Origin of the sequence: Streptomyces sp. NPDC023723 (genome assembly GCF_040639815.1) — a bacterium.
Taxonomy (GTDB): Bacteria; Actinomycetota; Actinomycetes; order Streptomycetales; family Streptomycetaceae; genus Streptomyces.
Genome location: NZ_JBFAAP010000023.1, coordinates 61,980 through 86,716 on the forward strand (window position 1 = coordinate 61,980; position 24,737 = coordinate 86,716).

Below are 24,737 nucleotides of genomic sequence, written 5' to 3' on the forward strand. Positions count from 1 at the left end.
ATTAGGGGGTCCGGAATGATGGGGAGGGGGTGGAGGGACTGGTGGGACTGGTGGGGCCGAGGGGGTTGAGGGACCGATGGGGACCGATGGGGACCGGGGGGACCGGGGGGTGGAGGGACGGGGGCGGTGGGGGCGGTTCGTGCGGGGCGGGGTGGCTCAGACCAGGCGGACGGGCTTCTCCGGGCGTATGCCCTGGTCGGTCAGCCACGCGCGCAGGGGGGCCGGATCGCCGGTCTCGACGAGGGCGAGGATGCGGGGGGCCAGATCGGCGGCGCGCTCGCCGCGGATCAGCAGGGACGGGCCGTCCAGCCAGTCCAGGCCGGGGGCCGCGCCCGCGGTGTCCATCGCCGCGCAGCACACCATCGCCGTGACGTGATCGGTGAGGATCTCGCGGCCGGTGCGCGGGGGCCGCAGCGGGAGGAGGGGGAGGGGGCGGTCGTCCCAGAGGGCGGATTCGGGGGTGTTGGGAGAGGAGTCGTGTGACTGGCTTCCCGGGGCGGCCGAGGTGGCCGTGGTCTCCTCGCGGGCCAGCTCGGCGGTGAGTCCGGCGGCGAGGGCGGCGCCGCGGGCGGTGGTGCCGGCCAGGTCTTCGTCGTCGTCCGGGAAGGGCGCGGCGACGGGGGGCGGATTGGGGGTGGGGCTCGTGGACTGCGCCGGCTGCGCGGGGTCTGTGAGGAGGTCCGTGTGGTCTGTGTGGGCTGTGCCTGGTGTTTGGTCCGTGAGGTCGTCTGTGGGGTCTGTGGGGTCCGTGGGGTCCGTGGGGTCCGTGAGGTGGTCCAGGACGCGGGCCAGGGTGGGGCCGTCGGTGTCCGGGCCGGTGCCGTCTGCGGTGCGGCGGACGCCGAGGGAGTCCAGGACGCGGTGCAAGCGAGCCGCGTCGGTGCGCCAGGTGCGGTCGACGACCTCCTCCGGGTACTCGTGCCACTCCAGCGGTGCCCAGTCCGGGCCGGGCTCGGCGGGGCCGCCGTGGAAGAGACGGGCGGCGAGCAGCGAGGTCGCCTCGTCCATCGCACCGGGCTCTTCCAGCAGGTCACAGGCGGGACGCTCACCCAGCCGGGAGGCGAAGCCCTCGGCCAGCCGGTCCCGCCGGGACAGCTCGGTCAGCGCGGCGACGACGCCCGCGTCCAGCCGGGTGGGCCAGCGGCCGGTCCGCCAGGCGGGCAGCGCCACCCGGGTCAGCAGCCGGTCCCAGCCCGCGTAGGCCAGACCGACCTGTTCCTGGGCGACGATCCGCAGTCCGTAGTCCACCGCCTGGGCGCGCTCGGCGGCGGCCGTCGCGACGCCGCGCTCCATCTCGGCGGCGTGCGTACGGCAACTGCGCAGCAGCAGCCGGGCCACCCAGCCGAGGCCGGCCCGCACACCGCGGGACAGCGCGTGCCGGCCCGGCTCCGAGGCCACCGCCACCGCCGCGTCCAGGCCCCGTACGAAGCGCCGGGCGGCGGCTATGTCGGGGTGCGCGGACGGTCCCGTACCGGCGACGACCGGGGCGAGCACCGCGCGCAGCTCACCGACCCGCATCCACCACAGGAAAGGGGAGCCGATGACGAGGACGGGGGCGGTGGAGGCGGTGGGGGCGGTGGCCGGGGCGGTGGCGGAGGCGGAAGCAGCGGCGGAGTCGGGGAGCGAGGTGGTGTCGGCGCGGTCCGCCGGGGGCGGGGGGCGGCCGTGCGCCCGGTGGGTGCGGTCCTCCAGCCAGCTGTCGCAGTCCGGGGTGAGCGCTATCGCGGACGGGGCGGGCACGTCGAGCCGGTCGGCGAGGTCGCGCACCATCCGGTACAGGTCCGGCGCCGACGCCTCGGCGATCGCGACCGTCGGGGTGACGGCCGGCCGCGCGCGGGCGACGACCGCGGCGACGCCGGCGGCGGCGAGCAGGACGAGGACGGCGAGCACGCTGACCGTCCAGCGGGCGGCGTCCCAGCCCGCGCCGACCAGATGGCCGGCGGAACCGCCCACCAGCAGGATCACCGCGGCGGCGGCCGGCAGCAGCGCGACGGCCAGGGCCCGGCTACGGACCCGCAGCACGGCCAGGGCCCGGGCCCGCGCGCCCTGCGCTCCCCGCTCCTCCACGCCCATGCCGCTCATGACCCGACCTCATCCCCTCACTGACCTGACGCGCCTGCCTGTGGTGCCGTTGCCGGTAGTGCTCACTCCCCCACTGTGGCACCCGCCACTGACATCGCAATGCGCGGTGGGCCAAGTGCCGGAATGCTTGCGCCGCACCCTAGTTGGGGGGTCGGGGCCCGTCAGCCGTATGGGGCATCGGTCACTCGATGGAATGGCTTTGGGGAGAGGTGGATGACACACGGCAAGCGTCAGGCCCCGGCTCTCTGGAGAACCGGGGCCTGCTGGACCGCTGGTGGCGAGGTGCCGGGTTACGCCTCGGCCGCCGCCTTCGCCGCGATGTCCGTACGGTGCTGGGAGCCGTCGAGGCCGATGCGGGCGACGGCCCGGTAGGCGCGGTCGCGGGCCTCGGTGAGGTCGGTTCCGGTGGCCGTGACGGACAGCACCCGGCCGCCGGCGCTGACGACGGCGTCGCCCTCGGTCCTGGTGCCGGCGTGCAGCACGTAGGCGTGCGGGGCGTCCTCGGCGGCGACCTGGTCGAGACCGGTGATCGGGTCGCCGGTGCGCGGGGTGCCGGGGTAGTTGTGCGAGGCGATGACGACGGTGACCGCGGCGGCGTCGCTCCAGCGCAGGGGTTCGAGGTCGGCGAGGTTGCCGGTGGCGGCGGCCATCAGCAGCCCGGCGAGCGGGGTGCGCAGGCGGGCCAGGACGACCTGGGTCTCGGGGTCGCCGAACCGGGCGTTGAACTCGATCACGCGGATGCCGCGCGAGGTGATCGCGAGCCCGGCGTAGAGGAGACCCGAGAAGGGGGTGCCGCGGCGGCGCATCTCGTCGACGGTCGGCTGGAGGACGGTGTGCACGACCTCGTCCACGAGCTTCGGGTCGGCCCACGGCAGCGGGGAGTACGCGCCCATGCCGCCGGTGTTGGGGCCCGCGTCGCCGTCGAGCGCGCGCTTGAAGTCCTGGGCGGGCTGGAGCGGTCGTACGTTGTCCCCGTCGGTGATGGCGAAGAGGGAGACCTCGGGGCCGTCGAGGAACTCCTCGATGACCACGCGGCCGCACGCGCGCGCGTGGGCCCGGGCGGCTTCGAGGTCGTCGGTGACGACGACGCCCTTGCCGGCGGCGAGACCGTCGTCCTTGACGACGTACGGGGCGCCGAAGGCGGCGAGGGCCGCGTCGGCCTCCTCCGGGGTGGCGCAGACGTAGGAGCGGGCCGTGGGCACGCCGGCGCCCGCCATGACGTCCTTGGCGAACGCCTTGGAGCCCTCCAGCCGCGCGGCCTCCTTGGACGGACCGAAGACCGGGATGCCGACCTCGCGCACGGCGTCGGCGACTCCGGCGACCAGGGGCGCCTCCGGGCCGACCACGACCAGTTCGGCGCCGAGGCGCGTGGCGAGCGCGGTCACCGCCGTGCCGTCGAGCGCGTCGACCTGGTGCAGCTCGGCGACCTCGGCGATCCCGGCGTTGCCGGGGGCGCAGTGCAACGCCGTGACGTCGGGGTCGAGGGACAGGGAACGGCACAGGGCGTGTTCGCGGGCACCGCTGCCGATGACGAGGACCTTCACGGGGTCAGCCTAACGGGAGCGGGCGGGAGCGGTTTGTGCGGGCCGCCGAGAGGGCGGGGGGCGGGGATTGGTCGGAACCTCCGAGACGCGGTGGTCTCCGGCCGGGGAGCCGGGTCCGCCAAGAGCATGCGGAGTACGCGACTCCGGCCGCACCCACGGCCGTACACACCGCCGCGCACCGCCGTACGCACGCCGCCGTACGCACTCACCGCACGCTCACTCGTTGGCGATCTCCTCCACCACCGTCGCTCCCAGCTCCCGGACGAGCAGCTCCTTGCCGGAGAGGGCCGACTCGTCGAGGTCGGGGTCGTCCTCCTCGGGGATGTCGTCTTCGATGGAGACCGGCGGCGACTCGGGAACCGGGGCCGGCGACTGGGGTACGGGGGCGGACGCGGGTCTCGCGGACGCCGAGGGCGGGGTGGGGGCGGAGGGTCCGGAGGGCGCGGGGGAGGGTGCCGCCGGGCGCTGAGCGGGGGCCGGGGCGGGGGCGCCACCGCCGTATCCGCCACCGCTGCCGCCGCCGTAACCGCCGCCGCCACCCCCGGCGGGACCGGACGGCGGCGGGGGCGCGGAGCCACCGGACGGGTCGACGACCGCCTCGATCTTCCACTGGACGTTGAACTGCTCGCTCAGGGCCTGCCGCAGTACGTCCTCGCTGCCGCTGCTGACGAAGTTGTCACGGGCACCGACGTTGACGAAGCCGAGCCGCAGGGACGTGCCGTCGAAGCCGGTGACCTGGGCGTTCTGGCTGAGCAGGATCCAGGTGAACCGCCGGCGGTTCTTGACCGCCTCCAGGATGTTCGGCCAGAGGGTGCGGGGGTCGAGACCGCCGGGCGCCGAGAAGGCGGCGCCGGGGGCGGACTGGGCCGGGGCCGGGGCTGGAGCAGGTGCGGGTGCGGGTGCGGTGGCTGGAGTCGGGCTCGGGGGGTTGTCGGCGGGGCCGGCCGGAGCCGACGATGCCGCCGTCGGCCAGCCACCGGGACGTCGGCCGCCCCCCGCGGGAGTCGCGGTGGGCCAGGCGCCGGGAGCGGAGGGCTGAGCGGGAGCGGCCGGAGCAGTAGGAGTGGGAGTAGGAGTAGGAGTAGAGGTAGGCGCCCGAGTCGGCGCAGGAGCAGGCGCGGGCGCGGGAGCAGAGGCAGACGCAGACACAGACGCAGATCCGCCGAAGTCAGCCCCGTCACCAGAGCCACCAGAGCCACTGCCCTGACCCTCGGCCGCCGCGGGCGCCCCCGGCCCCCGCACCGCCGCCCGGGCCGCGGCGGCACCGCCACCCGGCGGCATGGGAGCCCCCGGCGGCACAGGCGCGGCACTCGCGTGGGCTTGGCCATGGGGTTGGCCATGGGGTTGGCCATGCGCCTCGGGCCCCGGTACATACGCGGCGGCCGGCAAGCCCGCCCCCGAGGAGAAGTTCACTCCACGCTCGATACGGTCCAGCCGGGCCATCACCGACCGCTCGTCGCCGTACGCGGCCGGCAGCAGCACGCGCGCGCAGATCAATTCCAGCTGGAGCCGCGGCGAGGTGGCGCCGCGCATCTCGGTGAGCCCCTCGTTGACGAGATCGGCGGCGCGGCTCAGCTCGGCGGCGCCAAAGGACCGCGCCTGGGCCTGCATCCGCTCGAGGACATCGGCCGGGGCGTCGATGAGCCCCTTCTCGGCGGCGTCGGGCACTGCGGCGAGGATCACCAGATCCCGCAGCCGTTCCAGCAGATCGGCCACGAACCGCCGCGGATCATTACCCCCCTCGATAACCCGGTCCACGACCTCGAAGGCCGCCGCCCCCTCCCCCGAGGCGAACGCCTCGACCACGGAGTCGAGCAGCGAGCCGTCCGTGTACCCGAGCAGCGCCGTCGCCATGGCGTACGTCACACCGTCCGCGCCGGCCCCGGCCAGCAACTGGTCCATGACGGACATGGAGTCACGCACGGACCCCGCGCCGGCCCGCACGACCAGCGGAAGCACCCCGTCCTCGATCGGGATGTCCTCCTTGCCGCACACCTCGGCGAGGTAGTCCCGCAGGGTGCCGGGCGGCACCAGCCGGAAGGGATAGTGATGGGTCCGCGACCGGATGGTGCCGATGACCTTCTCGGGCTCGGTGGTCGCGAAGATGAACTTGAGGTGCTCCGGCGGCTCCTCGACGACCTTGAGCAGCGCGTTGAAACCGGCCGACGTGACCATGTGGGCCTCGTCGATGATGTAGATCTTGTACCGGCTGCCGGCGGGCCCGAAGAACGCCTTTTCGCGCAGGTCACGCGCGTCGTCGACACCACCGTGCGAGGCGGCGTCGATCTCGATGACGTCGATCGAACCCGGCCCGTTGCGCGCGAGGTCCTGGCAGGACTGGCAGGTGCCGCAGGGGGTGGGCGTCGGCCCCTGCTCGCAGTTCAGACACCGCGCCAGGATGCGGGCGCTGGTCGTCTTGCCGCAGCCGCGCGGACCGCTGAACAGGTACGCGTGATTGACCCGGTTGTTCCGCAGCGCCTGCTGCAACGGGTCGGTGACATGCCCCTGCCCGATGACCTCCGCGAAGGTCTCCGGGCGGTAGCGGCGGTAGAGCGCGAGAGACGACACGCATACGAGGTTATAGGCGACGACTGACAACCGGCCCGACCCCGGGAATCCCCCGGCAACGCAGACGCCCCCCACGCACCCGCCAGAGCCGACCTACCCTTGCTGCCTTCCGGCCCTGGGGGAGTTCAGTCAGATAGCGCCGCGTGAGGGGCTGCGCCCAGCCTACCTGATCGCGCACCCCAGGAACGAGTTCGCAAGCACCCTCCGACGTCATGTAATGTCTCCAGCGGAGGATTCGCCTAGAGGCCTAGGGCGCACGCTTGGAAAGCGTGTTGGGGGCAACCCCTCACGAGTTCGAATCTCGTATCCTCCGCCAGTGCCTCACCGGGCACGATGTCGAAGGGCCCCACCGTTCGCGGTGGGGCCCTTCGACGTTGAGGGTTGCAGTTTGGGTTGCGTTTGGTCCGCGCGCTCGCCTCATAGAAGGGAAGCGGACTTGCCGGCAGTGTCCTTCGGCGCCCAGTGCGTAGAGCACCGGCACCGCCGGCGCATTCGGCCGGACCTACACCCGGCCCCCATCCCACGCCCACGACAACGCCTGCGACTCCGAGGGCGCGGGCGAGCACGGCTGCGCCTGCGGCACGACGGGGTCATGGAGTCCGCCGGACTGGCGGTGATGCGCGGGGACTCCAGACGCATGAGCAGGTCGGTCACGCCGACTTCGGGCGGTGCAGACCAGAACGAACACGCACTCCAAACTCCGGGCTCCTCGCCACCTCCAGCCCCGGCACTCTCCGAAGCAAGGAATAGTTCGCGGAATAATTGACAAGGGATAGTTAAGTCCGTCAAGATCTCCGTGTGACCGAACCTCTCAGCGCAGTAGAGGCCGAGTTGGTCCTGTCGCCGCATCTCCAGAAGATCGGCGGCTGCATCGAACTCGGATGGCGACGTTGGCTCGGCCTGCTGAAGCAGGACAGCGAACTAGGAATCGTGATCAGCACCCGTTCGCGGGCCAACCTCGTGTACGACTTCATCCGCTACGAGGCGGTGAACGCGTTCGACAGCTGCGAAGGTGTCGAGGTCGGGGACAGCCGAGGCTTCCTCCTCCTGACCTTCGAAGAGAAGGTCGTCCTGCGCTTCAAAAAGTTCAGGGACCGCAAGCTGCGGACCAGTGGCGTGCCTACTCAGCAGCAGAGAGAGTTCGCCAACCAGGTGCTGCCAGGCATGGAGGCACTGACCCATCTGGTAGCTGGCTACCTGCCCGACAAGGAGGGGCTGGGCCTGGAGCGGATGGCCATCGCGTGCAGTCTCAATGATGATCGGCTCTGGGTTCTGGAGTTGGATCTCGGCCTCGGTGAGCCTGGTGTCACAGCTCCCGTCACCCCCATGCCAGCGGCCCCGCCGCAGGATACGATTGTCCGGCCCAAGCGGCGTGAAATCGCAGATCAGACCGGTACTGAAGAGAGGTAGCCACCCCATGAACCCGCGCCTTCTGCAACTCGCGCGGGAGTCTCGTGGCTTGTCCCAGTCCAAGCTGGCTGGACTCGCAGGCATCTCGCAAGCAGCCCTGTCCAAGGCAGAGAACGGCGTCGGAACGCTGGCTCCCGAACGAGTGCAAGCAGTGGCGGAGGCCCTCGGCTACCCGAGGGGACTGCTCGACTGGCCTGATGAGCCGGTGGGCTTGGGCCCGTCCGGCTTCTACCACCGCAAGCAGTCTGGCCTCGGCAAAACCGCTCTCCAGCGGATCGAAGCCGAGGTCAACCTGCTCCTCATGCAGCTTCGCCGACTCGAAGCCAGCGTGGACATCGAACCGATCTACAGGCTCCCCGTTCTCGACGCTGACGAACACACTCCGGAGGAGGCCGCGGCCAAGATTCGCGCGAGCTGGCACCTGCCGGACGGCCCAGTACACGACGTGATCCGAACCGTCGAGAGGGCAGGGGTCGTCGTCGTACGGCGCGACCTAGAGTCGCCCAAGATCTCCGGACTGAGCGTCCGGCCTCCCAACGGCCTTCCCGTGATCATCCTCAACCGTGGGATGCCGCCAGCGAGGGAACGCTTCACCGTTCTCCACGAACTGGGCCACCTAGTCATGCACCAGCTACCCAGCGACAACGGCGAACGCGAAGCAGACGTATTTGCAGCCGAAATCCTCATGCCAGGACGCCTCATCGGCCCGCACTTGTCGGGCCTGACTCTCCAGCGCGCGATCCATCTGAAGCAGCACTGGAAAGCATCCATGACCGCAGTGATCCAGACCGCAAAGCGCCTCGGCCGTATCGATGACAGCCGGTACAAGAGCCTGCAGGTCCAACTGTCCCAGCACGGCTACCGCAGGAACGAACCCGCCGAGCCGGCCCGCGAGGAACCAGGCATCCTCGCCAGCATCCTCGAAACGCATCGGGCCGATCACGGGTACTCCGACAAAGAGCTTGCCACCGTGGTCGGCCTGCAGCTCCGAGAATTCAGGTCCGAGTATGGAAGTACCTTCGCCCTCCACGCCGTCTGAGCAGTCTGGAGGCGGAGCACCGGCACGACGAGGCTCGGCGGTGTGATGGCGAGCAACCTCGGTGTCGGGCTTCACAAGACACGATGCCGAGGGGCCGCCACCATTCGTGGTGGCGGCCCTTCGGCATCGTGGGCTGTAGTTGGTGCGCGCGATCAGACGGCGGGCGGCTCCTCAGGCAGCGGCCAGAGGAGCCCGCCGATCTTGTCGGCTGTGTCGGTGAGCACCCGGTTGGTGAGGTGCTGGTAGCGGCGGCGCATCCGGGCGGACTTGCCGGGTTCCCAGCCCATGATCGCGTCGACAACCGTGTCGGGTACGCCGAGGATCAGCAGCACGGTCGCTGCCGTGTGACGGGCGTCGTGGAGACGGCCTGCGCGCAGGCCCGCCGCCTTGAGGAGGTCCTTCCACTCGTGGTGGTCGGTGTTCGGGTTGAGGGGCTCGCCGGTCGGGGAAGCGAAGACGTACCCCTTCTCCGTCCAGAGGTCTCCGGCCAGTCGCCGGTCGCGCTCCTGCTCGCGCCGGTGCTGGAGCAGGAGCTGCACCAGAGGGTCGGGGATGCCGATGGGCCGGCGTCCGGCGCGGGACTTGGTGTCCTTGGTCTCGCGGCGGATGTTGACCTTCTGGGGGCAGTAGCCGGGCTTGCGTCCGCAGCGGTCGCCACAGCCGTGCTCGTACCGGGGCCGCAGCCGGTTGCGCTGGACCGTCATGACGCGCAGATCGAAGTCGACGTCCGTCCATTTGAGACCGAGGACCTCGCCCTGGCGCAGGCCGAGCGCCAGGGATATGACCCAGCGCGCCGGGTGCCGGGTTTTGTTGGCCAGATCGAGAAGCTTCTGCACTTCCTCGACCGTGTAGGGCTCGACCTCTTCCTCCTCCAGCCGCGGTGCCTTGGCGACGGAGGCGGGGTTGACGGTGAGGTGGCCTCGGCGCACCGCCTCCTTGAGGGCGGTCCGCACGGTGCGGTGGACCTGGTGCGCGGTACCGGCGGCACTGCCGGCCTTCTGCATCTTGGCGTAGAAGCGCTCCAGGTGCTCGGGCTCCAGCTTGGCGAGACGGTGCGCGCCGAGGCCGGGGATGAGGTGGTGGTAGACGGCGACGCGATAGCCGTCGATGGTGTTCTCGCCCACGTGTGGTGCGGCGATGTTCTCGACCCAGTGGGTCAGCCAGGTCGTGACGGTCCAGGTCTGGCCGGCCTTGGCGACGGTGCCGGAGTCGCGCTTGCGCTCCAGGTCGCGGACCGCCTTGGTGGTGTCGGCGCGGGTCTTGCGCTTGACGTGGCGCCGGTCGGGCTTGCCGTCGTCCTTGACGCCGACGGTCACGTAGCCGTGCCATTTGCCGTCCTTGCCGAGGAAGATCGAGGAGGCACCGTTGGGCTGGCGGGTCTTGGCCATGTCCGCCCCCTTCAGGCCGCGTGGGCGGCGGTAGGGGCAGTTGCCCGGGAGCGGTCGGCGAGGTAGGTGGCCAGGGCCTCGGCCGGCACTCGGCGCAGGCGGCCTATGAGCACGGAGCTGACCTCGCCGGAGGCGATGAGCGCGTACATGGTGGTGCGGCCGACGCCGAGGCGACGGGCGGCCTCCTCGACGGTGAGAGCGACGACGGCGGAGTCGGGGGTGGGCGCCGTGTGCTCCAGCACGAGGGTACGGAGCCGCTGCTCGGGGATGCCGAGCGCGTCGGCGATGCGGGTGAGCGGGGGCAGGGCGGTGGGCATGGAGGATCGCCTTTCGGCGGTCACGGGGCAACGTGACCGCTGGACTGTCCGGGATGGGCGGTGGGCTTGATTGGGCGTCCGCGCTGGTGGCCCTCGGTGTTCGTAGCACCGAGGGACGGCGGAGGATGGGATCGGCTTGCAGGCAACGTGGCCCGTGAGCAGGCGCCTGAGACAATCTCCGCCGAGCAGTTACTCGTCGTCGATGGAGGCGCTGCGGAGCGGGTCCCCGGGCGAGTTCGGCGCCGGGTAGAACGAGAAGCTTCCCGGATCCGGCTCGACGCCCAGGCGCTCGGCGATCTCGTCGTATCGGGCCTCGGCCGCTTCAAGTCTGGCCTTCGCGGCGTCGGCGAGGTCTTGGGCGACCTGGTGCTCCTGCTCGGCCTTCTGGATGTCGAAGGCCGCTTCCTGCAGCTCCCAGTGAGGGTCGTCGCGGCTGGCGACGGCTTCGAGCATGAAGTTGCCGGCCGGGACGCCGAGGGCCTTGGCGAAGCCGAGAGCCTCGTTGAAGCTGATGCTCCGGGTGCCGTTCTCGATCTTGGCGATCTGGGTCTGGTGCATCTTGTAGCCCAGGCGGCGCATGCGCTCGGCCATGTCCTCCTGAGAGAGACGGGCCGTCACCCGTAGGACCTTCAGATTATGCGCGACCAGGGCTTCACCCTCCGGCGGGGCCCAGCGCTGCGGCTTGGCATCGTCCACTTCTTCCACTCCTTCCTCTTCTCCCGGGGTTCTCGTAACTCCGACCCTTAAACTGTACCAGCATGGATATGCCAACCCACAAGCGAATAGCTCAAAGAGTGATTCAAATCACCATCCTGCCGACCTGCACTTATGCTGCCGTCGACTCAGATTTCCATGCGCCTGGGGGTTGACTGTGGGTGTGCGCTCGTGGATACTTATGCCAGTAGGGCATCGGTAGGCGAGCCGATTGGAGGTTGAAGCGCGCAGGCGCCCCGAGGAACGCGAAAACCCCCGGCGCTACGAACACCGGGGGCCGCAGGAAACCTCGCCACCGCCCATCCCAGGACAGTCGACTGCGGCGGACCGGGTTGCCCCCCGGAGCCGCCGAGTGAGGATCTCCGTGAACGAGAGTACCGCCCCCGCCGCCCCTGCGGCAGCCCGTCCGACCGGACCCCCGTCCCCAGACTGTGGACGGGCGGACGCCGCCGCGCTGCTGGACGAGCTGCGCACCACCCTGGCCCGCTTCGTAATCCTTCCGAGCGAGCAGGCCCTGGACGCGGCCGTGCTGTGGATCGCGGCAACCCACCTGCAACAGGTGTGGCAGCACGCCCCGCGTCTGGCCGTGGTCGGCCCGGCGAAGCGGTGCGGGAAGTCCCGCCTGCTCGACCTGCTCACCGAGACGGTGCACAAGCCCGTCATCACCGTGAACTCCACGGCGGCGGCGATCTTCCGCTCGATCTCGGACGAGCCGCCGACCCTGCTGGTGGACGAGGCCGACACCATCTTCGGCAGTCCCAAGGTGGCGGAGAAGAACGAGGAGATGCGCGGCCTGCTCAACGCCGGGCACCAGCGCGGCCGACCGGTGCTGCGGGTGGTCGGCAAAGAGCACACGCCTCACTCCTTCGCGACCTTCGCCATGGCGGCGCTCGCCGGCATCGGCGACCTACCCGACACGATCATGGACCGGTCCGTCGTGATCCGGATGCGCCGCCGCGCGGAGGGCGAGCAGGTGAGCCCGTACCGCACCCGCCGCGACAGCCCCACCCTGCATGCCCTTCGGGCCCGCCTCGCGCGCTGGACCACCTCGGTGGCCGAGCAGGCCCTCCACCTGGAACCGGGGATGCCGGTCGAAGACCGGGCGGCGGACACCTGGGAGCCCTTGGTGATCATCGCCGACCTCGCGGGCGGCACCTGGCCTGAGCGCGCCCGTGCGGCGTGCGCGCAGATGGTCGCCGCCGAGGCCCAGGCCGAGGAGGACAACCCTTCCAACGCCCGGATCCTCGCCGACATCCGCCGCGCCTTCGCCGCCGCCGGCGATCCCGAGAGCGTGTCCACCGACGCCCTGCTCTACCGGCTCAACTCCGACCCCGAAGCCCCGTGGGCCGAAGCGGGGCGTGGTGGCCTGAACCCGCGCGCGCTGTCCGGGATGCTGCGCGAGTACGGCATCCGCTCCGGCAACGTCCGCATGCCCGACGGAACCCAGCTCAAGGGCTACACCCGGGCGAAGTTCGCCGACGCCTGGAAGCGCTACTGCCCCACCGTCCACCCCGACACCAGCTCGGACGGCAGCAGAGACACGCCGGCCAACTGACCCGCATGGGTGCCGTCGACCACTCATCGGCGGCACCCATACCGGGCCACCGCAGTGCGGAACACCCGCCTGCGATCGCGAACCCCCATCCATATCCGTCTCGTGCCGTCCCTGCCGTCCCAGCCGTCTAAATGCAGGTCAGGGCCGGTTCAGCCAAGACGGCACGGCGTCCCAAGACGGATGACCAACCGTCCCGGCAACCGAACTGACGACACCGCACTTCCGGCGCGTCGCCCGCCGACGTGTCGGCCGGCGGGAGGGCACCGCTCGGCAAGGACGCGTCCCGCGCGGCACTGAGACGCCGTGCCACACGACTGCCGTACCGCCCCTGACCAGCCGCGTCAACGGCAAGACGGCCAAGACGGATAAACGCGCACCACCACTCCAGACCGCACCCCAAGGGGGTCCCCACGCTCATGCCCGACTCCGCCATCCCCGCCGCGCCGACCAGCCGCCACCACGCCACCTGGTGGGACCGGCTCGCCATCGTCCTGCTCGGCGTCGCCGGATGCGCGCTCTCCTACGACGCGCTGCGGCAGATGGCCACTGCCGTGCACGTCCGACACCAGTTGACCTACCTCTTCCCCGTGGTGATCGACGGGTTCATCGCCTACGGCGTCCGCGCCCTGCTGGTCCTGCGCGAAGCACCGATGCCAGCGCGGCTGTACGCCTGGACACTGTTCATCACGGCGACCGCCGCCAGCATCTGGGCCAACGGCCTGCACGCCCTCGACCTGAACCGGCCCGGCACGGTCACCCTTCACCTGGACGACGGCACCGTCACCGTGCTGTCCGCCATCGCACCGCTCGCCCTGGCCGGAGCGACCCACCTGCACATCCTGATCACCCGCTACGGCGGCACCTCCGCCGCCGGAACGTCGGTGACCGCCACTGCGCCTGAGGTTAAGGACGGTACGCAACCGGCGCCGGAGCGAGCGGTCGGAGTTTCGTACGCCGCCTGCGCGGACCTGCTCACGGCAGCCCCGCCTCAGCAGCAACCCACCCCCGTCGCCGCTGAGACTGCCCTCTCACCTGCGGCCGACGGAACCGCGTCCGACACCGGACACGGTAGGGATGACGATCCGGACGACTCCGACGACAAGCCCGGACAACAGCGAGACCTCGCAGGTCATAACCATCACGGGCGTTCGGGTCAGCCTCCGGCGACCAGCCCTGGTGGACGTCCCGCGATGGCCTCCATCGCCGAGCTGGCCAGCGTCATCAGCGCCGCCCACCCAGGGAATTCCGGACTGACTCGCGACAGCGCCCGCAAAGCCATCACCGACGCCGGACTCGGCGCCGGCACCGACCGGCTCACCGAGGCAATGGCCCTGGTGCGGGAGGGCGCCAACGCCCGCCCGCACCCGGCCGGCTGACCCTCGCCGCAAGGCGCTGCCCGGAACCGAGCCGATTCCGGGCAGCGCCCTCTTCCCGGCCCACTACACGAGATGCGCATCTGAGCCAAGCCGCCGAATTCCCTGACCCTCGCCCCGCCCTTCCGCAGACCACACACAGACAGGAGCCCCCAGCCTCCCGTGAGCCGTAATCCGTTCTCCCGCAAGGCCAGGCACGCCAAGTCTTCGCCGCCCCCTAACCTCCTCGCGACGTACCCAGCCACGCTCGGCCAGGGCGTTGACGAGGACACCCACCGCCCGACAGCGGAGCGAGCTGGGGCGAAGTCCACATCGCCTGAGGGCGATGCGGACTTCGCGCTCGTGTCCGCCCCGGTGGGGGCGGACACCGGCCCGGCCCACGGGGCCGGGACCGAGGCGGGGAGGGAGGCCGAGCGCGGCCTCCTCCAGGACAAGCAGCCACCCGGCGAGCCGGGTGGGACAACCGCCGACGCCACCGTGCGCTACACGCCGACCGTGAACGCCGACGTGTTCGTGCACCACGGTGTTGCCGCCGGCGATGTCCCTGCCCCCGCTCACGCCGACACCGCTCCCGGCGCCGAGCGCCGCCGGCACCTGAGCGAGGTCCTGTACCGGCCTCGCTCCGGGACCAAGCGCACCCTGCAACTGACCTGCTCGGCCGAACCTGCGGAACGCGCTTTCATCGACCTCGCCGCCCGTAATGCGAAGCGCTCACGCTCGGCCTACCTCATGGACTGCGCCCTCACCTTCGCGCACGCCTACCTGTCAGACCGCCGCCCCGAAGGTGTCGCCCCCCTCCCGTCCCCACAGGCCACCCAGGATCTGATGATTCTGTTCGGCAGGTTGATCAGGGAGTTCGGCCGCGCCGGGAACAACCTCAACCAGCTCGTCCGTGCCGTCCACCAGGGAGAGCTGCCCGACCGAGCCGAAGAGATCCTCAACGAGCTGCATCAGGTCGCCCAGCGTGCCCGCCTGCTGCTGGACCAGGCCCTGGCCGGAGGTGGCCGCCGTGGTGCCTGATGTCTCCACCGGCGACCGCAGCCGCGGCCTCCTGTCCTACCTCTTCGGTCCCGGCCGCCGTAACGAGCACACCGACCCGCACATCGTCGCCGCGTTCTCGATGCCCGGAATCACCGACCCCGGTCGCGTATCCCTCGACCAGCACCACGACGCCCTCAGCGAACTGGCCGACTACCTCGACCAGCCGGTGAAGCTGCGTGAGCAGCGACTCGGCAAGAAGGTGCCGCAGCACGTGTGGCACTGCCCCGTCCGCACCGCACCGGGCGACCGCTACCTCACCGACGACGAGTGGGCCGAGGTGGCCCGCCGCATCGTCCACGCCGCAGGCATCGCCGAACACGGGGACGATGCCGCCTGCAGGTGGATCGCGGTACGGCACGCCGAGGACCACATCCACATCATGGCGACCAGCGTCCGCGAAGACGGCCGCCGCCCCCGCAACAAGGGTGACGGCCGCCGGACCCAGGCCGAATGCCGCAGGATCGAGGCCGAACTCGGACTTCGCCGTCTCAAGCCTGGTGACGCGACAGCACCGAAGACTCCGACGGGGTCGGAAGTCGCGAAGGCCGAACGCCGAGGCCGCAAGAACACGGCACGGGTGTGGCTTCGCGAGCATGCCTATGCCGCCGCCGCAGCGGCGCGCGACGAGACCGAGTTCTTCGCCGTGCTGACGGCCCTCGGCATCCAGGTCCGCCCTCGCCTCGGTCCCGTCACCGGGGAAGTCACCGGCTACAGCCTCGCCGCGATCGATGACACCGACGCCAAGGGCGAGCCCATCTTCTACGGCGGGTCCGCACTCGCTCCAGACCTGTCCCTGAACCGGCTCCGCGAGCGCTTCGCCCCCGTCGAGAGCGGAGACGGCGAACAGGCGCCGGCGGTGCCTGCGAACCGGGTGGATGCAGGCAGTTCCTGGCGGCACGCCGACAGGGAGCTGCGCACCGCCTACGCGCTCGTCGTCACAGCCAGCGGCGAGACAGCGGAAGGTGAGGTCGAGGCCCGAGTGCAGGCCCATGCCGCTGCGTTCGCCGAACTGCTGCACAACACCGCAGTCGCGGCTCCCCGCCAGCACCGGGCGGAGCTGCGAGCGGCAGCCATCGCCTTCAACCGCGCCAACCGCTCCGCCGTCCGAGCCGAGCACCGGGCCGCCGACGCCCTGCGTCAGGCCGGAAAGACGCTGCTGACCTCATCCACCGGCAAGGATGGCGACTTCGTCGCTGCCGCGCTCGTCTCCGCCGTCTTCCTGCTCATCGCCCTCACCGAGTGGCACGCCCAGCGCGGCCACGAGCAACAGGCGGCAGCCGCCCAGCAGTCCCTCGTCCACCTCCGAGCCGCTCAGCAGCAGGCAGCCCGGCCGGCCATCGCCCAGCTCTCCGCACGCGCCCCGAGTCCCCAGGCACAGGACCGGCTCGTCGCAGCCGTCTGGGCCACGGTTCCTGAGCACGCCCAGCGAATCCTCGCCGACCCCGCTTGGCCTGCGCTGGCCACGGCTCTCGCCCAGGCCGAATCCGCCGGCACCCCGCCCCGCCTGGCCTTGGCCGACCTGTCCGGACAACGGGAGCTTGTTACCGCGGACCGCCCTGCCGAAGTTCTGGTCTGGCGCCTGCTGAATGCCACCGCCGAGCAAGTCAGCCAGCGGGCCCGGAGCGCGGCCACCCGCAGTAGTCGCAGTGCCCAGCTATCGACGAACACGCGTGACTCCGCCATAGCGACCGTGCAGCTCCAACCGGCGGATGTGCACCGTCAGCGCCCAAGCCGCTGATCCGGCGATTACCCGGCCAGCACTCCGCCCAAGGAGCCCACACAACTTCGCCGGCGGCGCCACGGCCAGTCTGCGCGGGGGAACCCTCACTGTCTCGTGTGGTCGTTCCCCGGGAGTCATGGGGCCTGGTCAACGGAGCCGCCGCGGTCGGTAGTGCGGGGTGGGAGGACGGCGCTGCCGTCGATGACGTCACGGGCGAGGTCGGCGTCGCGGATGCGGTGGTGGCCCCGAGTGTCCGCAACGCGTGGTGCTGCTCACCATGGCGATGTTCCTCCGCGGTGGTAACGAGGAAGCCGGGTCTTGACCCGCACGCTCCCAGCGATCGTGGCGCGGTAGAAAGGAGGCATGCGTGAGAGCGAAATCCCGGTGCGGGCGGTGGACGATGTGGACGCCGTGACCCAAGCGGTGCTGACCGCGTCCCGCCTGCTGGTCGCGGTGTCCGCGCGTTCCCTCGCCGAGGTCGAGGAACGGGTCACGCTGCCGCAGTTCCGGATGCTGGTGGTACTGGCCACACGGGGAGCCACCAAGCTCGTCACGTTGGCCGAGCAGCTTCACGTGGCGCCGTCCACGGCGATGCGGATGATCGACCGTCTGATCGTGGCCGGTCTCGCGGACCGGCAGGCCAATCCGCACAGCCGTCGGGAGACGTTGCTGCAGCTCACCGCCGAGGGGCGGCGCACGGTCGAGGACGTCACGGCGCGGCGACGTGCCGAGATCGCATCGATCGTCGAAAGACTCACCCCGGTACAGCGGTTGGCGCTGGTGGAGGCCCTCACCGCCTTCAACAGGGCCGGGGCGGAGCCGTCGGCGCCAGCTGGTGAGGGTACGGCGGCGCATCCGCTGGGATGGGTGGGCGATCTGCCCGGCGGCTCTGTCGGGTGAACCAGAAGGCGGGTGTCCACCACCCTGCCTCCGCTGATCCCCTTGCGGGACGCCGGTCCCCCTGAGCAGCCCGTGCGGCTCGGTGCTGCAGCGCGGGCGTGCTCCGAGCACTGAACCAGCCACTGAAGCCGCTCATGTGTTCACCCTCGGAGGTCCCCCGCCGCTCGGCTCTGGGTAGGCTGACGGCAGTTCGTCTGTTGTTCCCAGCCGGGTGATGTGCCGGGAAGTCCGGTCGGCGGCTTCTCCCGTCCTGCCCGAAAGGCCCGCCGCTGTGCCTCCCCCGTTCCCCCGTAGAGCCGCACATCGCGTGGTCCGTCTTCACGGGGACTTGACGAACGACCAGGCCGATCACGTCGCCGCTCACCGGTCCGGCACGCACTTCACCGTCACGCGCGCCTCGCCGGACAGTCGGCAGGTACTGCGCCTCCTCTCCTCCTCGGCGCATATCGCCTCCTGGCAGGTGGGCACGGCGATGAACAACCCCCGTCGACCCCGAAAGGGCAATGATGTCCTCCTATAGCGACCTCGCTGGGCACGGATGCCCTAAGGAACTCGCGGAGCTGGTGGCCTGCTTCGATGCTTATGCGCGTGTCCGAGGCAATCGTCGCAGCCTCCTCAACGCATCCCGTACCACTGAACAGCAGGAGCAACGCGCGTTCGAGGAGCTGACCCGTGCGGTCATGCGACTGCGTACCACCAGCGCGAGTGAAGACTCGCCCGGGAACGGCGGATGAGCCGCGCGGCCTCTCACGCGGGGTCGCTTTCGCCCTAACTCAAGTAGTGCCCTGGGCAATGGAGAAGGTCCGCAGTAGGGCCCCGAGAAGCAGCCGATCGGTTCCGGTGCCGGACGGGCGGGTCCGTGTGAAGCGGGACCGCGCGGAGGCGCAGAAGTACGGCCGGGCTCGTCCTGGAACACCAGGAGGCCGCTGCCGCGCCGTTGATCGAACGGCGTAGCGGAGCAGCCTGTGTACGACCGTCGCCCTACCGCTGCGGCGCAGCTGACCGGGCCTGCATGGCGCTCTTCTTTACCTTGTGCAAAACTACGAACGTGGCGGAGCTACGGCTCGGCCTGGAGTGCCGGGAAGCCTGGTCGGCGTCTGTACGCCGTACTCCCAGGAGGCCCGACCATGTCACCACCCCAGCCCACCCCACGTGATGAGGCGGCCACCGGTCGGCCGGAGAGCGGTGGGCTACCGACCGGCGGGGACGAGCAACTCCAGGTGGTTGAGGCCACACCGAGGCTTCTGGTGCGGTCCGAGGCCGGTGATCGTCCCTCGCACGTGCAGAGGCTGCGTCTTGAGGGTGAGCTGGATGTCGACACCGCCGCCGAACTGCGAGAGGAACTGGCGGCGTTCGCCGCCCGCACGACCGTCGGTCTGCTGGTACTGGACCTGTCGGGCGTCACGTTCTCCGACCCGGCGAGTCTGTACACCCTGCTGGGCATCCGCCGGACCCTGCCGCTGGCCGGGATCGAGGTGCTGCTCACCGAGGCCAGCGCGGTCGTCAGGGCCGCCGCGGCAAGAGCCGGTCTGACCACTCACCTGGGTCTGGACAAGCACGGGGAGGACGGAACTCGTGCGGCGCCGCCATGAGGCGGCAGGAGGCGTCGAGCCGAGTGAGACGCCGGGCTACGTCGTACTCGTCCGCTTCGGAAGCGGTTCCTCCGCCGACGGCTGTTCGGCCGTGGCGCCCGGCGACTGCTGTGGCACGGTGTGCTGGGCTTCGCCGGGCGGGTCCTGTGGGGTCGAGGGCAGACAGGAGAAGAGGCCGAGCAGAAGGGCGAGTGCGGCGAAGCCTCCTAGAAGGCGTCCCGCGCGGTGTCGTTTCTGCCGTGCGTCGAGGAGCCTCCACGGCGGCTCGGGCGCACCGTCGGCCCGTTGCCACAGGTCACCCACGGCATCGGTCTTCGCGACGTGGTTGTCCGTCCGTGCGGCCATGCGTTCTCGCGCCGAGGGTTCTTTCGGCGCCGACCTGCGGATGGCTCGCTCGTTGTCCGTGAGGAACTGGTTCCACACCGACTCGGGTACGGACTCTGGCACGGCTTCTCCAGCAGGTGGTACGGGTCTCGTGGGCCGCGCCGTGTCACGCACGGTGGGTACCGGCCCTCGGTGCGGGGTCCTCTTCCAGGCGGACGAAGGAAATGCTCCGGCCGGCCTCGCGCCACGACGCCTCGCTGCCGTCGGCGGACAGGCCCAGGTACGAGCACAGCCGCCGGGCGGCCCGAGGGCGCCGGGCGGCGTAGTCGGCCATGGTCTCGGCGCCCTCCTCCGCGGCGAGGAAGCGGGCGGTCACGGCATGGTGGCGATTGCCGAACTGCACGACGGTCTTCGGGCGGGCGCGCAGATTGCGGTACCAGTCGGCACGGTCACCGTAGCCAGAGGCGACCGTCCAGACTCGGCGGGACGGCTCGTAGGCGACGACTTCGAGAACGACCCGCCGGTCGAGGCCGGTGACCCGTCCCACATGGTGCAACAGCAGGAGCCGTCCGCCGAGGAGCGGACCGAGCCCGGCGTGGAAGAGGAGGACCGGCGCGCGCGCCGCCAGTCGCCGCCACCCGGTCGGTGCGCGCGGTCGTACGGGTGGTACGGGGTGGTGTTCCATGCTCACCTCCTGGAGTCGGCCGATGTTCGGTTCTGCATTCGATCGGGCACACCTGTCGGGCGAAAACACTTAGCCAGAAGAAACTTTGCATAGTCTAAAGCTGAGGGAGGGCTACATGGGAAGAGCAGCCGGCTTTTCGGGTCCGCGGCAGCGCTGGGCGGCGTCATGAGTGCGAACAGGCCGACGTCCGGTTCAGTGGTGCTGACCTGGACACCATGGACGGTGATGGCCGTGGTGGCGGTCGCGGACGTCGTCGCGGGACCGGACGTCGGTTTCCTGCCGCTGGTCTCACTGGGACCGGCGTTCGCCAGTCTGGTCGGCGGCCGGCGCCGTACCGCGCTGATCGGTGCGGCGGCCCTCGCGCTGTCGGTGGGGCTCGGTCTGTACGACGGCCTGTTCGAGGGGCGGCGGGGACTCATCGCCTGCGTGTCAGTGGCGGGCGTCACCGGCGTCGGTCTGGCCGCCGCGGTGATGAGGGAGCGCCGGGAAGCGGAACTGGCCGGCGTCCGCTCGGTGGCGGAGGCCGCCCAGCGGGTGCTGCTGCGCCCGGTGCCGCTGACCGCCGGTCCACTGCGGGTGGCCGTCTCCTACACCTCGGCCATCGCTGCCGCCCGCATCGGCGGAGATCTCTACGAGGTGGTCGCCTCCCCGTACGGCGTGCGGGTGATCGTCGGAGACGTCCAGGGCAAGGGGCTCGCCGCGGTGGAGACGGCCGCGGTGGTGCTCGGCGCGTTCCGCGAGGCCGCCCACGACGAGCCGGACCTGGTCAGGCTGGGAGGCCGTCTGGAGCGCAGCCTGTCCCGGGAACTCCGGGGCGAGAAGTTCGTCACCGCCGTCCTGGCGGAGTTCGGGACCTCGGACGAGGTGGCCTTCCTCAATTTCGGGCATCCGGCCCCCATGGTCGTACGCGCCGATGGCACGGTCGAGTTCCCGGAGCCGCCGTTCTACGCGCTGCCACTGGGACTGGGGATGCAGGGCACTGACGGGCCGGAGCCGTACTGTGTCGGGTTCGTACCGGGCGACCAGCTGCTGCTCTACACCGACGGTGTCACCGAGGCCCGTGACGAGGCCGGTGCCTTCTATCCCCTCGCCGACCGGGCGCATCTGCTCAAGGATCCAGACGCCCACCAAGCACTGAGCACGGTGCGCGAGGACCTGTCGGAGCATCTCGCCGGACCGCCGCACGACGACGCCGCGATGCTGCTGGTACGCCACCAAGGGCCCCCGCCCGACGGCGGCGAGGCGAAAGAGCGCTCAGGGACGCCCGGTGCCGACCCAGCCGAGCCCACGGTGTGAATCGCCGTAGCGACCGCGCTCCCCGCTGGCCCGAGCCGACTCGGCCGGCCCCCGCTCCGGCGGCCGAATACGCTGCGGCGGTGTGCTCGTATCGTGGCGGGGACATCCCGTCACATCCTCTCCTTCCAGCCCACGCGCACGAGCCAGGCGTTGACGGGCCAGGCGGTGAAGAAGCCGAGGATCATGGAGAGTTGCATCATCATCCAGTACGCGGCGGTGGTCTTGGGCAGACCTGGCGAGAAGAGCACCTCCTGGTAGAGCCACATGCCGAGGAAGAGGCCGATCTGGAAAGCGACGATGGACAGGGTGTCCGCCTTCACGGCGGCCCAGATGCCCTTAGCCCTGCTGATGTTCCGCATCGGCATGATGGAGAAGTACTGGAAGACCACGCCCAGTACCCACGCGAAGGCGAAATCCAGGGCGAAATCCGCATAGAGCGCCTTGCCGGCCAGCGTGAGGGACGCGGCGAAGACCAGCCACTCGGCACCGATGTCACCCAGGGTGCACCCGGCGCCGCAGTGGCTGACGGCCTTGGACCGCACCTGCCACCGCGGCAGCTCGTCGGAACCGTGCTCCCCGTGTGCGCCACCCTCCGGCCGTGTGGTGCGCCGTCCGTGCCGGAAGTAGAACCACAGCGCGACCGGGCCCCAGTACAGGGCCGTGACCGGATAGACGACGTTCATGATCCACATCCGCTGGCGGCGTCGGGGGAGGGCCACGTCGGCCGCGATGACCAGGGCACTGGCGAAGGCCACGCAGAGACTGAACCAACCGACCGCCTCGATCCAGCTCTCCGGCTGTACGCGCTGCTCCATGGTTCGCCTGCCCGTCTGTCGTCCCCCGTACTGATCGGGCGGCCGAGTACCCCCGGTGACATACCGGACGCGTGGGGAGCCGGGGAAAAGCCGTCCCTCGTCCCGTCACCGACGTACGTGGACCCAGGTGCCGGGCGAGCGACGGGACGCCTCGGTCGTCAACAACTGCTGTCGTGAGACGTCGATAAAGCCAGGGTGCCTCCGCGAGCGGGTGGAACCGGACCTCACGAGGACTACCCGGCGACGGCGGCCGACTGCCCGCCCCCACTCTTTTGCATGATGCAAATTGAACTGCTTCGCGTAAGGCGACCCGCATCAACCATGCGCATGCTCACGCGGAACACATCGGAATCCGCGGTCGGTGCTGGGTGTCACGGTCCTCAGCTTCCGGTAGGAGGCTCGGCCCGTGAGGTGACCTCGCTGCTTTCAAGACAGAGGCGTAGCCACCCCTTACCCATCCGGACTGCCCTCATCAGGTCGCCGCGCAGCGGTTTCGGCATGGTCCCGGCGCCGAGCCCTGTGGTGCGGACCAAGCTGGTCAGGGCCTGGTGCTGGTCAGCTGTCATGACGCGTCGGAGTTGTGGTTGGGCGAGCGCGTCCCGAGCCGTGTAGCCGTCGGTGTGGGCCATGGCCAGGATGTCCGCTTGCAGCAGAGGTATCCGCTCATCTGTACGGGCTGCCGCCAGGACCAGCGCTGTAATGCCGGCCCGGGACCGGAAGACGGTCGTGCCAGCGGGAGGCTGCTGCCGCAGGGCGAGCACGGCGGTGAGCATGTCGTCGATGTGCGTCGCCGGTACGGAGTCGGCGTCTCGGCACGCGACGCGCAGCAAGCTCTGGACAACTTCTTCCCAGGGCTCGGCGGGTCGGCTGTTCTCGATCAACGCGGTTGCCTCATCGTGCCGTCCTTGCTGGGCGAGGGCGAGGATGGTGATCTGGCGGCCGTCGAGGAGCCGGGCGCCGACGCCGCGGTGAGCGGCTGCGGCGTCGGCGGCTTCGCGCCAGCGGCCGGCCTGAGCCAGGGCCCGGGTGCCGTCTGCGAGGAGCGCCGCCCACAGCAGGGTGCGGGCGATCCTGTGGCCATCGGCGGAGCTGGTGAGCGTGTGGAGGTTCACGGTGCGTCCGGCGGCCTCGGTGGAGGTGCGGGCGCGGGCGGCGTGGAAGAGGGCGTCGAGCATGGCGTAGGCGTTGTTGCCGTCGCCTTCGCGGATGAGTTGCCGGGCGATGTTGAGGAGCGGCTGGAGAGCGAGTTCCACCGCCCAGGTGGGGAGCGGTCGTGCCTGGTCGAACACCTCGTACTGGGACCAGCACAGGTGGCGGGCGAGGTCGGGGAGGGCGCAGTCGGAGGCGATGAGGGCGGCCTTGTTGCAGATCTCGGCGGCGCGGGTGGCCTGCTGGTGAGTGTCGCCGGTGGTGGGGTGCTCGGCCAGGTCCGTCAGCTGGTGGATGCGGGCCGTGAGCGGGATTGCGGGCGGGCGGGGCCGCTGAACGAGCGGGAACCAGGCCAGGAACCGGTCGTTCATATCGGGGCCCCTTCCGCGCTGGGGCCTTCGGTGGTCGGGTCGGGACCGAAGACGACGGCTCTGGCGCCTGCGGCGAGGGCGGCCTGGGTGGCGTGGGGAAGCCCGAAGCGGTTGAAGGCGAAGATGAGGTGGTGGGCCAGGACTCCGCGCAGTCCACGGTGCACCTGGCCGGCGGCGGCGAGGGCGGCGAGTTCGCTGCCCGCGGTGGTGAAGGCGTGCGGCCAGGCGGCGGGGACAGTGAACGGAGCGCCCTCGCGGGAGAGTTGGTTGATATCTGCGGTCATCAGGTGGCGCAGGCCACCCCGCAAGGTCTTCAGCTTGTCGGTGGGCTGGGTCCGGGGAGGGTCGCGGTGGTCGGCCACCCGTGCCCAGACATCGCCCTGCTCGTACCAGTCGAGGCCGGCGGCGCGGAGCAGCGCGGTGCACAGCAGGACCGACAGCTCGCGGCGGCGCGGCCGGCCGGGGTGGCGTGCGAGGTGGTCGATCAGGTGGCGGCTGTCGAGGTGGAAGAGCCGGTGGGCGCAAGCCATGGCTTCAGGTCCGCCGAAGGCATGGGTCTCGGGTTCGTAGGTCACTGGGGTGACGGCGGTGATGTGCTGGGCGTGCTGGAGGGGGCCGAGGACGTCAAGCAGGTGGTTCTCGGCCGCGGCCCGGTCGCCGGGTGGTTGGTAACGGATGCGCCAGTGAGGGGCTTTGCGCAGGAAGAACCACGGGCCGACAAGGCGGGCGATCTCGGCGGTGGCCAGGAGCGGAGCGAGGTGGGTGAGGGCGTTGCGCTCAGCGCTCTCCCAGTCCGGGAAGGCGATGTTGATCTGCCGCCAGGAGGTGTCCATGTCCGTCGGCTCCGATTCCGT

19 protein-coding genes, 1 tRNA gene and 1 other RNA gene are annotated in these 24,737 nt (G+C 70.7%); 10 read left to right on the top strand and 11 right to left on the bottom strand.

Annotation, left to right across the window (positions count from 1 at the left end; genetic code table 11):
- Positions 1-156 precede the first annotated feature (156 nt).
- The 4 genes from AB0G32_RS23220 to ffs all read right to left on the bottom strand — a co-directional run bounded on the left by AB0G32_RS23220 (position 157) and on the right by ffs (position 6,350).
- Positions 157-2,082: a hypothetical protein gene (locus tag AB0G32_RS23220; protein WP_361166317.1), complete on the bottom strand. Its 1,926-nt coding sequence runs from the start codon at positions 2,080-2,082 to the stop codon at positions 157-159.
- Between the two features lie 290 nt (positions 2,083-2,372).
- Positions 2,373-3,626 carry a phosphoribosylamine--glycine ligase gene (purD, locus tag AB0G32_RS23225; protein WP_361166320.1) on the bottom strand — a complete coding sequence of 418 codons (1,254 nt, stop codon included), beginning with the start codon at positions 3,624-3,626 and terminating at the stop codon, positions 2,373-2,375.
- A 216-nt stretch (positions 3,627-3,842) separates the two neighbouring features.
- Complete coding sequence (locus AB0G32_RS23230) at positions 3,843-6,194, bottom strand: DNA polymerase III subunit gamma and tau (RefSeq protein ID WP_361166323.1); 2,352 nt, start codon at positions 6,192-6,194, stop codon at positions 3,843-3,845.
- A 59-nt stretch (positions 6,195-6,253) separates the two neighbouring features.
- Positions 6,254-6,350: signal recognition particle sRNA small type (gene ffs / locus AB0G32_RS23235), an RNA gene on the bottom strand.
- Positions 6,351-6,422: 72 nt separating this feature from the next.
- On the opposite strand from ffs, the gene AB0G32_RS23240 reads away from it, so the two are divergent.
- From AB0G32_RS23240 to AB0G32_RS23250, 3 genes are all read left to right on the top strand, one after another.
- Positions 6,423-6,510: transfer RNA gene (locus AB0G32_RS23240), tRNA-Ser, on the top strand.
- A gap of 482 nt (positions 6,511-6,992) precedes the next feature.
- On the top strand, positions 6,993-7,604 hold the full coding sequence (locus AB0G32_RS23245) for a hypothetical protein (protein WP_361166326.1): 612 nt from the start codon (positions 6,993-6,995) through the stop codon (positions 7,602-7,604).
- A gap of 7 nt (positions 7,605-7,611) precedes the next feature.
- A complete protein-coding gene (locus AB0G32_RS23250) occupies positions 7,612-8,643 on the top strand; it encodes an XRE family transcriptional regulator (RefSeq protein ID WP_361166329.1) in 1,032 nt (343 codons plus the stop codon).
- A gap of 152 nt (positions 8,644-8,795) precedes the next feature.
- On the opposite strand, the gene AB0G32_RS23255 is transcribed toward AB0G32_RS23250, so the two are convergent.
- The 3 genes from AB0G32_RS23255 to AB0G32_RS23265 all read right to left on the bottom strand — a co-directional run bounded on the left by AB0G32_RS23255 (position 8,796) and on the right by AB0G32_RS23265 (position 11,044).
- Entirely contained in the window at positions 8,796-10,031 is a 1,236-nt protein-coding gene (locus AB0G32_RS23255; protein WP_361166332.1) for a tyrosine-type recombinase/integrase, read from the bottom strand.
- Between the two features lie 11 nt (positions 10,032-10,042).
- On the bottom strand, positions 10,043-10,348 hold the full coding sequence (locus tag AB0G32_RS23260; RefSeq protein ID WP_361166335.1) for a helix-turn-helix domain-containing protein: 306 nt from the start codon (positions 10,346-10,348) through the stop codon (positions 10,043-10,045).
- A 189-nt stretch (positions 10,349-10,537) separates the two neighbouring features.
- Positions 10,538-11,044, bottom strand: coding sequence for a helix-turn-helix transcriptional regulator (locus tag AB0G32_RS23265; protein WP_361166338.1), 507 nt, complete (start codon positions 11,042-11,044; stop codon positions 10,538-10,540).
- Positions 11,045-11,516: 472 nt separating this feature from the next.
- Here AB0G32_RS23265 and AB0G32_RS23270 point away from each other — a divergent pair, with 472 nt between their 5' ends.
- The 6 genes from AB0G32_RS23270 to AB0G32_RS23295 all read left to right on the top strand — a co-directional run bounded on the left by AB0G32_RS23270 (position 11,517) and on the right by AB0G32_RS23295 (position 19,243).
- Positions 11,517-12,617 (top strand): DUF3631 domain-containing protein, encoded by a 1,101-nt coding sequence (locus AB0G32_RS23270; RefSeq protein ID WP_361166446.1) that lies wholly within the window; start codon positions 11,517-11,519, stop codon positions 12,615-12,617.
- Positions 12,618-13,033: 416 nt separating this feature from the next.
- Entirely contained in the window at positions 13,034-13,993 is a 960-nt protein-coding gene (locus AB0G32_RS23275; RefSeq protein WP_361166341.1) for a DUF2637 domain-containing protein, read from the top strand.
- Between the two features lie 159 nt (positions 13,994-14,152).
- Positions 14,153-15,010, top strand: coding sequence for a plasmid mobilization relaxosome protein MobC (gene mobC, locus AB0G32_RS23280; RefSeq protein ID WP_361166344.1), 858 nt, complete (start codon positions 14,153-14,155; stop codon positions 15,008-15,010).
- Positions 15,000-16,769 (top strand): mobilization protein, encoded by a 1,770-nt coding sequence (locus AB0G32_RS23285; protein WP_361166347.1) that lies wholly within the window; start codon positions 15,000-15,002, stop codon positions 16,767-16,769. Before mobC ends, AB0G32_RS23285 begins: the two co-directional genes overlap by 11 nt.
- Positions 16,770-17,114: 345 nt before the next feature.
- Positions 17,115-17,651 (top strand): MarR family transcriptional regulator, encoded by a 537-nt coding sequence (locus tag AB0G32_RS23290; RefSeq protein WP_361166350.1) that lies wholly within the window; start codon positions 17,115-17,117, stop codon positions 17,649-17,651.
- 1,280 nt (positions 17,652-18,931) lie between these two features.
- Positions 18,932-19,243, top strand: a complete 312-nt coding sequence (locus tag AB0G32_RS23295) for an STAS domain-containing protein (RefSeq protein WP_361166353.1) — start codon at positions 18,932-18,934, stop codon at positions 19,241-19,243.
- Positions 19,244-19,733: 490 nt separating this feature from the next.
- On the opposite strand, the gene AB0G32_RS23300 is transcribed toward AB0G32_RS23295, so the two are convergent.
- A complete protein-coding gene (locus AB0G32_RS23300) occupies positions 19,734-20,252 on the bottom strand; it encodes a nitroreductase family deazaflavin-dependent oxidoreductase (protein ID WP_361166356.1) in 519 nt (172 codons plus the stop codon).
- A gap of 165 nt (positions 20,253-20,417) precedes the next feature.
- On the opposite strand from AB0G32_RS23300, the gene AB0G32_RS23305 reads away from it, so the two are divergent.
- A complete protein-coding gene (locus AB0G32_RS23305) occupies positions 20,418-21,548 on the top strand; it encodes a PP2C family protein-serine/threonine phosphatase (protein ID WP_361166359.1) in 1,131 nt (376 codons plus the stop codon).
- Between the two features lie 110 nt (positions 21,549-21,658).
- Here the strand turns inward: AB0G32_RS23305 and AB0G32_RS23310 are convergent, their stop codons facing one another.
- The 3 genes from AB0G32_RS23310 to AB0G32_RS23320 all read right to left on the bottom strand — a co-directional run bounded on the left by AB0G32_RS23310 (position 21,659) and on the right by AB0G32_RS23320 (position 24,716).
- Positions 21,659-22,363: a DUF4396 domain-containing protein gene (locus AB0G32_RS23310; protein WP_361166362.1), complete on the bottom strand. Its 705-nt coding sequence runs from the start codon at positions 22,361-22,363 to the stop codon at positions 21,659-21,661.
- Positions 22,364-22,743: 380 nt separating this feature from the next.
- Entirely contained in the window at positions 22,744-23,883 is a 1,140-nt protein-coding gene (locus AB0G32_RS23315; RefSeq protein ID WP_361166365.1) for a hypothetical protein, read from the bottom strand.
- Positions 23,880-24,716, bottom strand: a complete 837-nt coding sequence (locus AB0G32_RS23320; RefSeq protein ID WP_361166368.1) for a thiopeptide-type bacteriocin biosynthesis protein — start codon at positions 24,714-24,716, stop codon at positions 23,880-23,882. Before AB0G32_RS23320 ends, AB0G32_RS23315 begins: the two co-directional genes overlap by 4 nt.
- Positions 24,717-24,737 lie beyond the last annotated feature (21 nt).

Bases quoted from the DNA above. Each gene is read 5' to 3' on its own strand.
- AB0G32_RS23220 (WP_361166317.1), bottom strand. From the start codon at position 2,082: ATGAGCGGCATGGGCGTGGAGGAGCGGGGAGCGCAGGGCGCGCGGGCC.
- AB0G32_RS23250 (WP_361166329.1), top strand. From the start codon at position 7,612: ATGAACCCGCGCCTTCTGCAACTCGCGCGGGAGTCTCGTGGCTTGTCC.
- AB0G32_RS23255 (WP_361166332.1), bottom strand. From the start codon at position 10,031: ATGGCCAAGACCCGCCAGCCCAACGGTGCCTCCTCGATCTTCCTCGGC.
- AB0G32_RS23260 (WP_361166335.1), bottom strand. From the start codon at position 10,348: ATGCCCACCGCCCTGCCCCCGCTCACCCGCATCGCCGACGCGCTCGGC.
- AB0G32_RS23275 (WP_361166341.1), top strand. From the start codon at position 13,034: ATGCCCGACTCCGCCATCCCCGCCGCGCCGACCAGCCGCCACCACGCC.
- AB0G32_RS23290 (WP_361166350.1), top strand. From the start codon at position 17,115: ATGCGTGAGAGCGAAATCCCGGTGCGGGCGGTGGACGATGTGGACGCC.
- AB0G32_RS23300 (WP_361166356.1), bottom strand. From the start codon at position 20,252: ATGGAACACCACCCCGTACCACCCGTACGACCGCGCGCACCGACCGGG.
- AB0G32_RS23305 (WP_361166359.1), top strand. From the start codon at position 20,418: ATGAGTGCGAACAGGCCGACGTCCGGTTCAGTGGTGCTGACCTGGACA.
- AB0G32_RS23310 (WP_361166362.1), bottom strand. From the start codon at position 22,363: ATGGAGCAGCGCGTACAGCCGGAGAGCTGGATCGAGGCGGTCGGTTGG.
- AB0G32_RS23315 (WP_361166365.1), bottom strand. From the start codon at position 23,883: ATGAACGACCGGTTCCTGGCCTGGTTCCCGCTCGTTCAGCGGCCCCGC.
- AB0G32_RS23320 (WP_361166368.1), bottom strand. From the start codon at position 24,716: ATGGACACCTCCTGGCGGCAGATCAACATCGCCTTCCCGGACTGGGAG.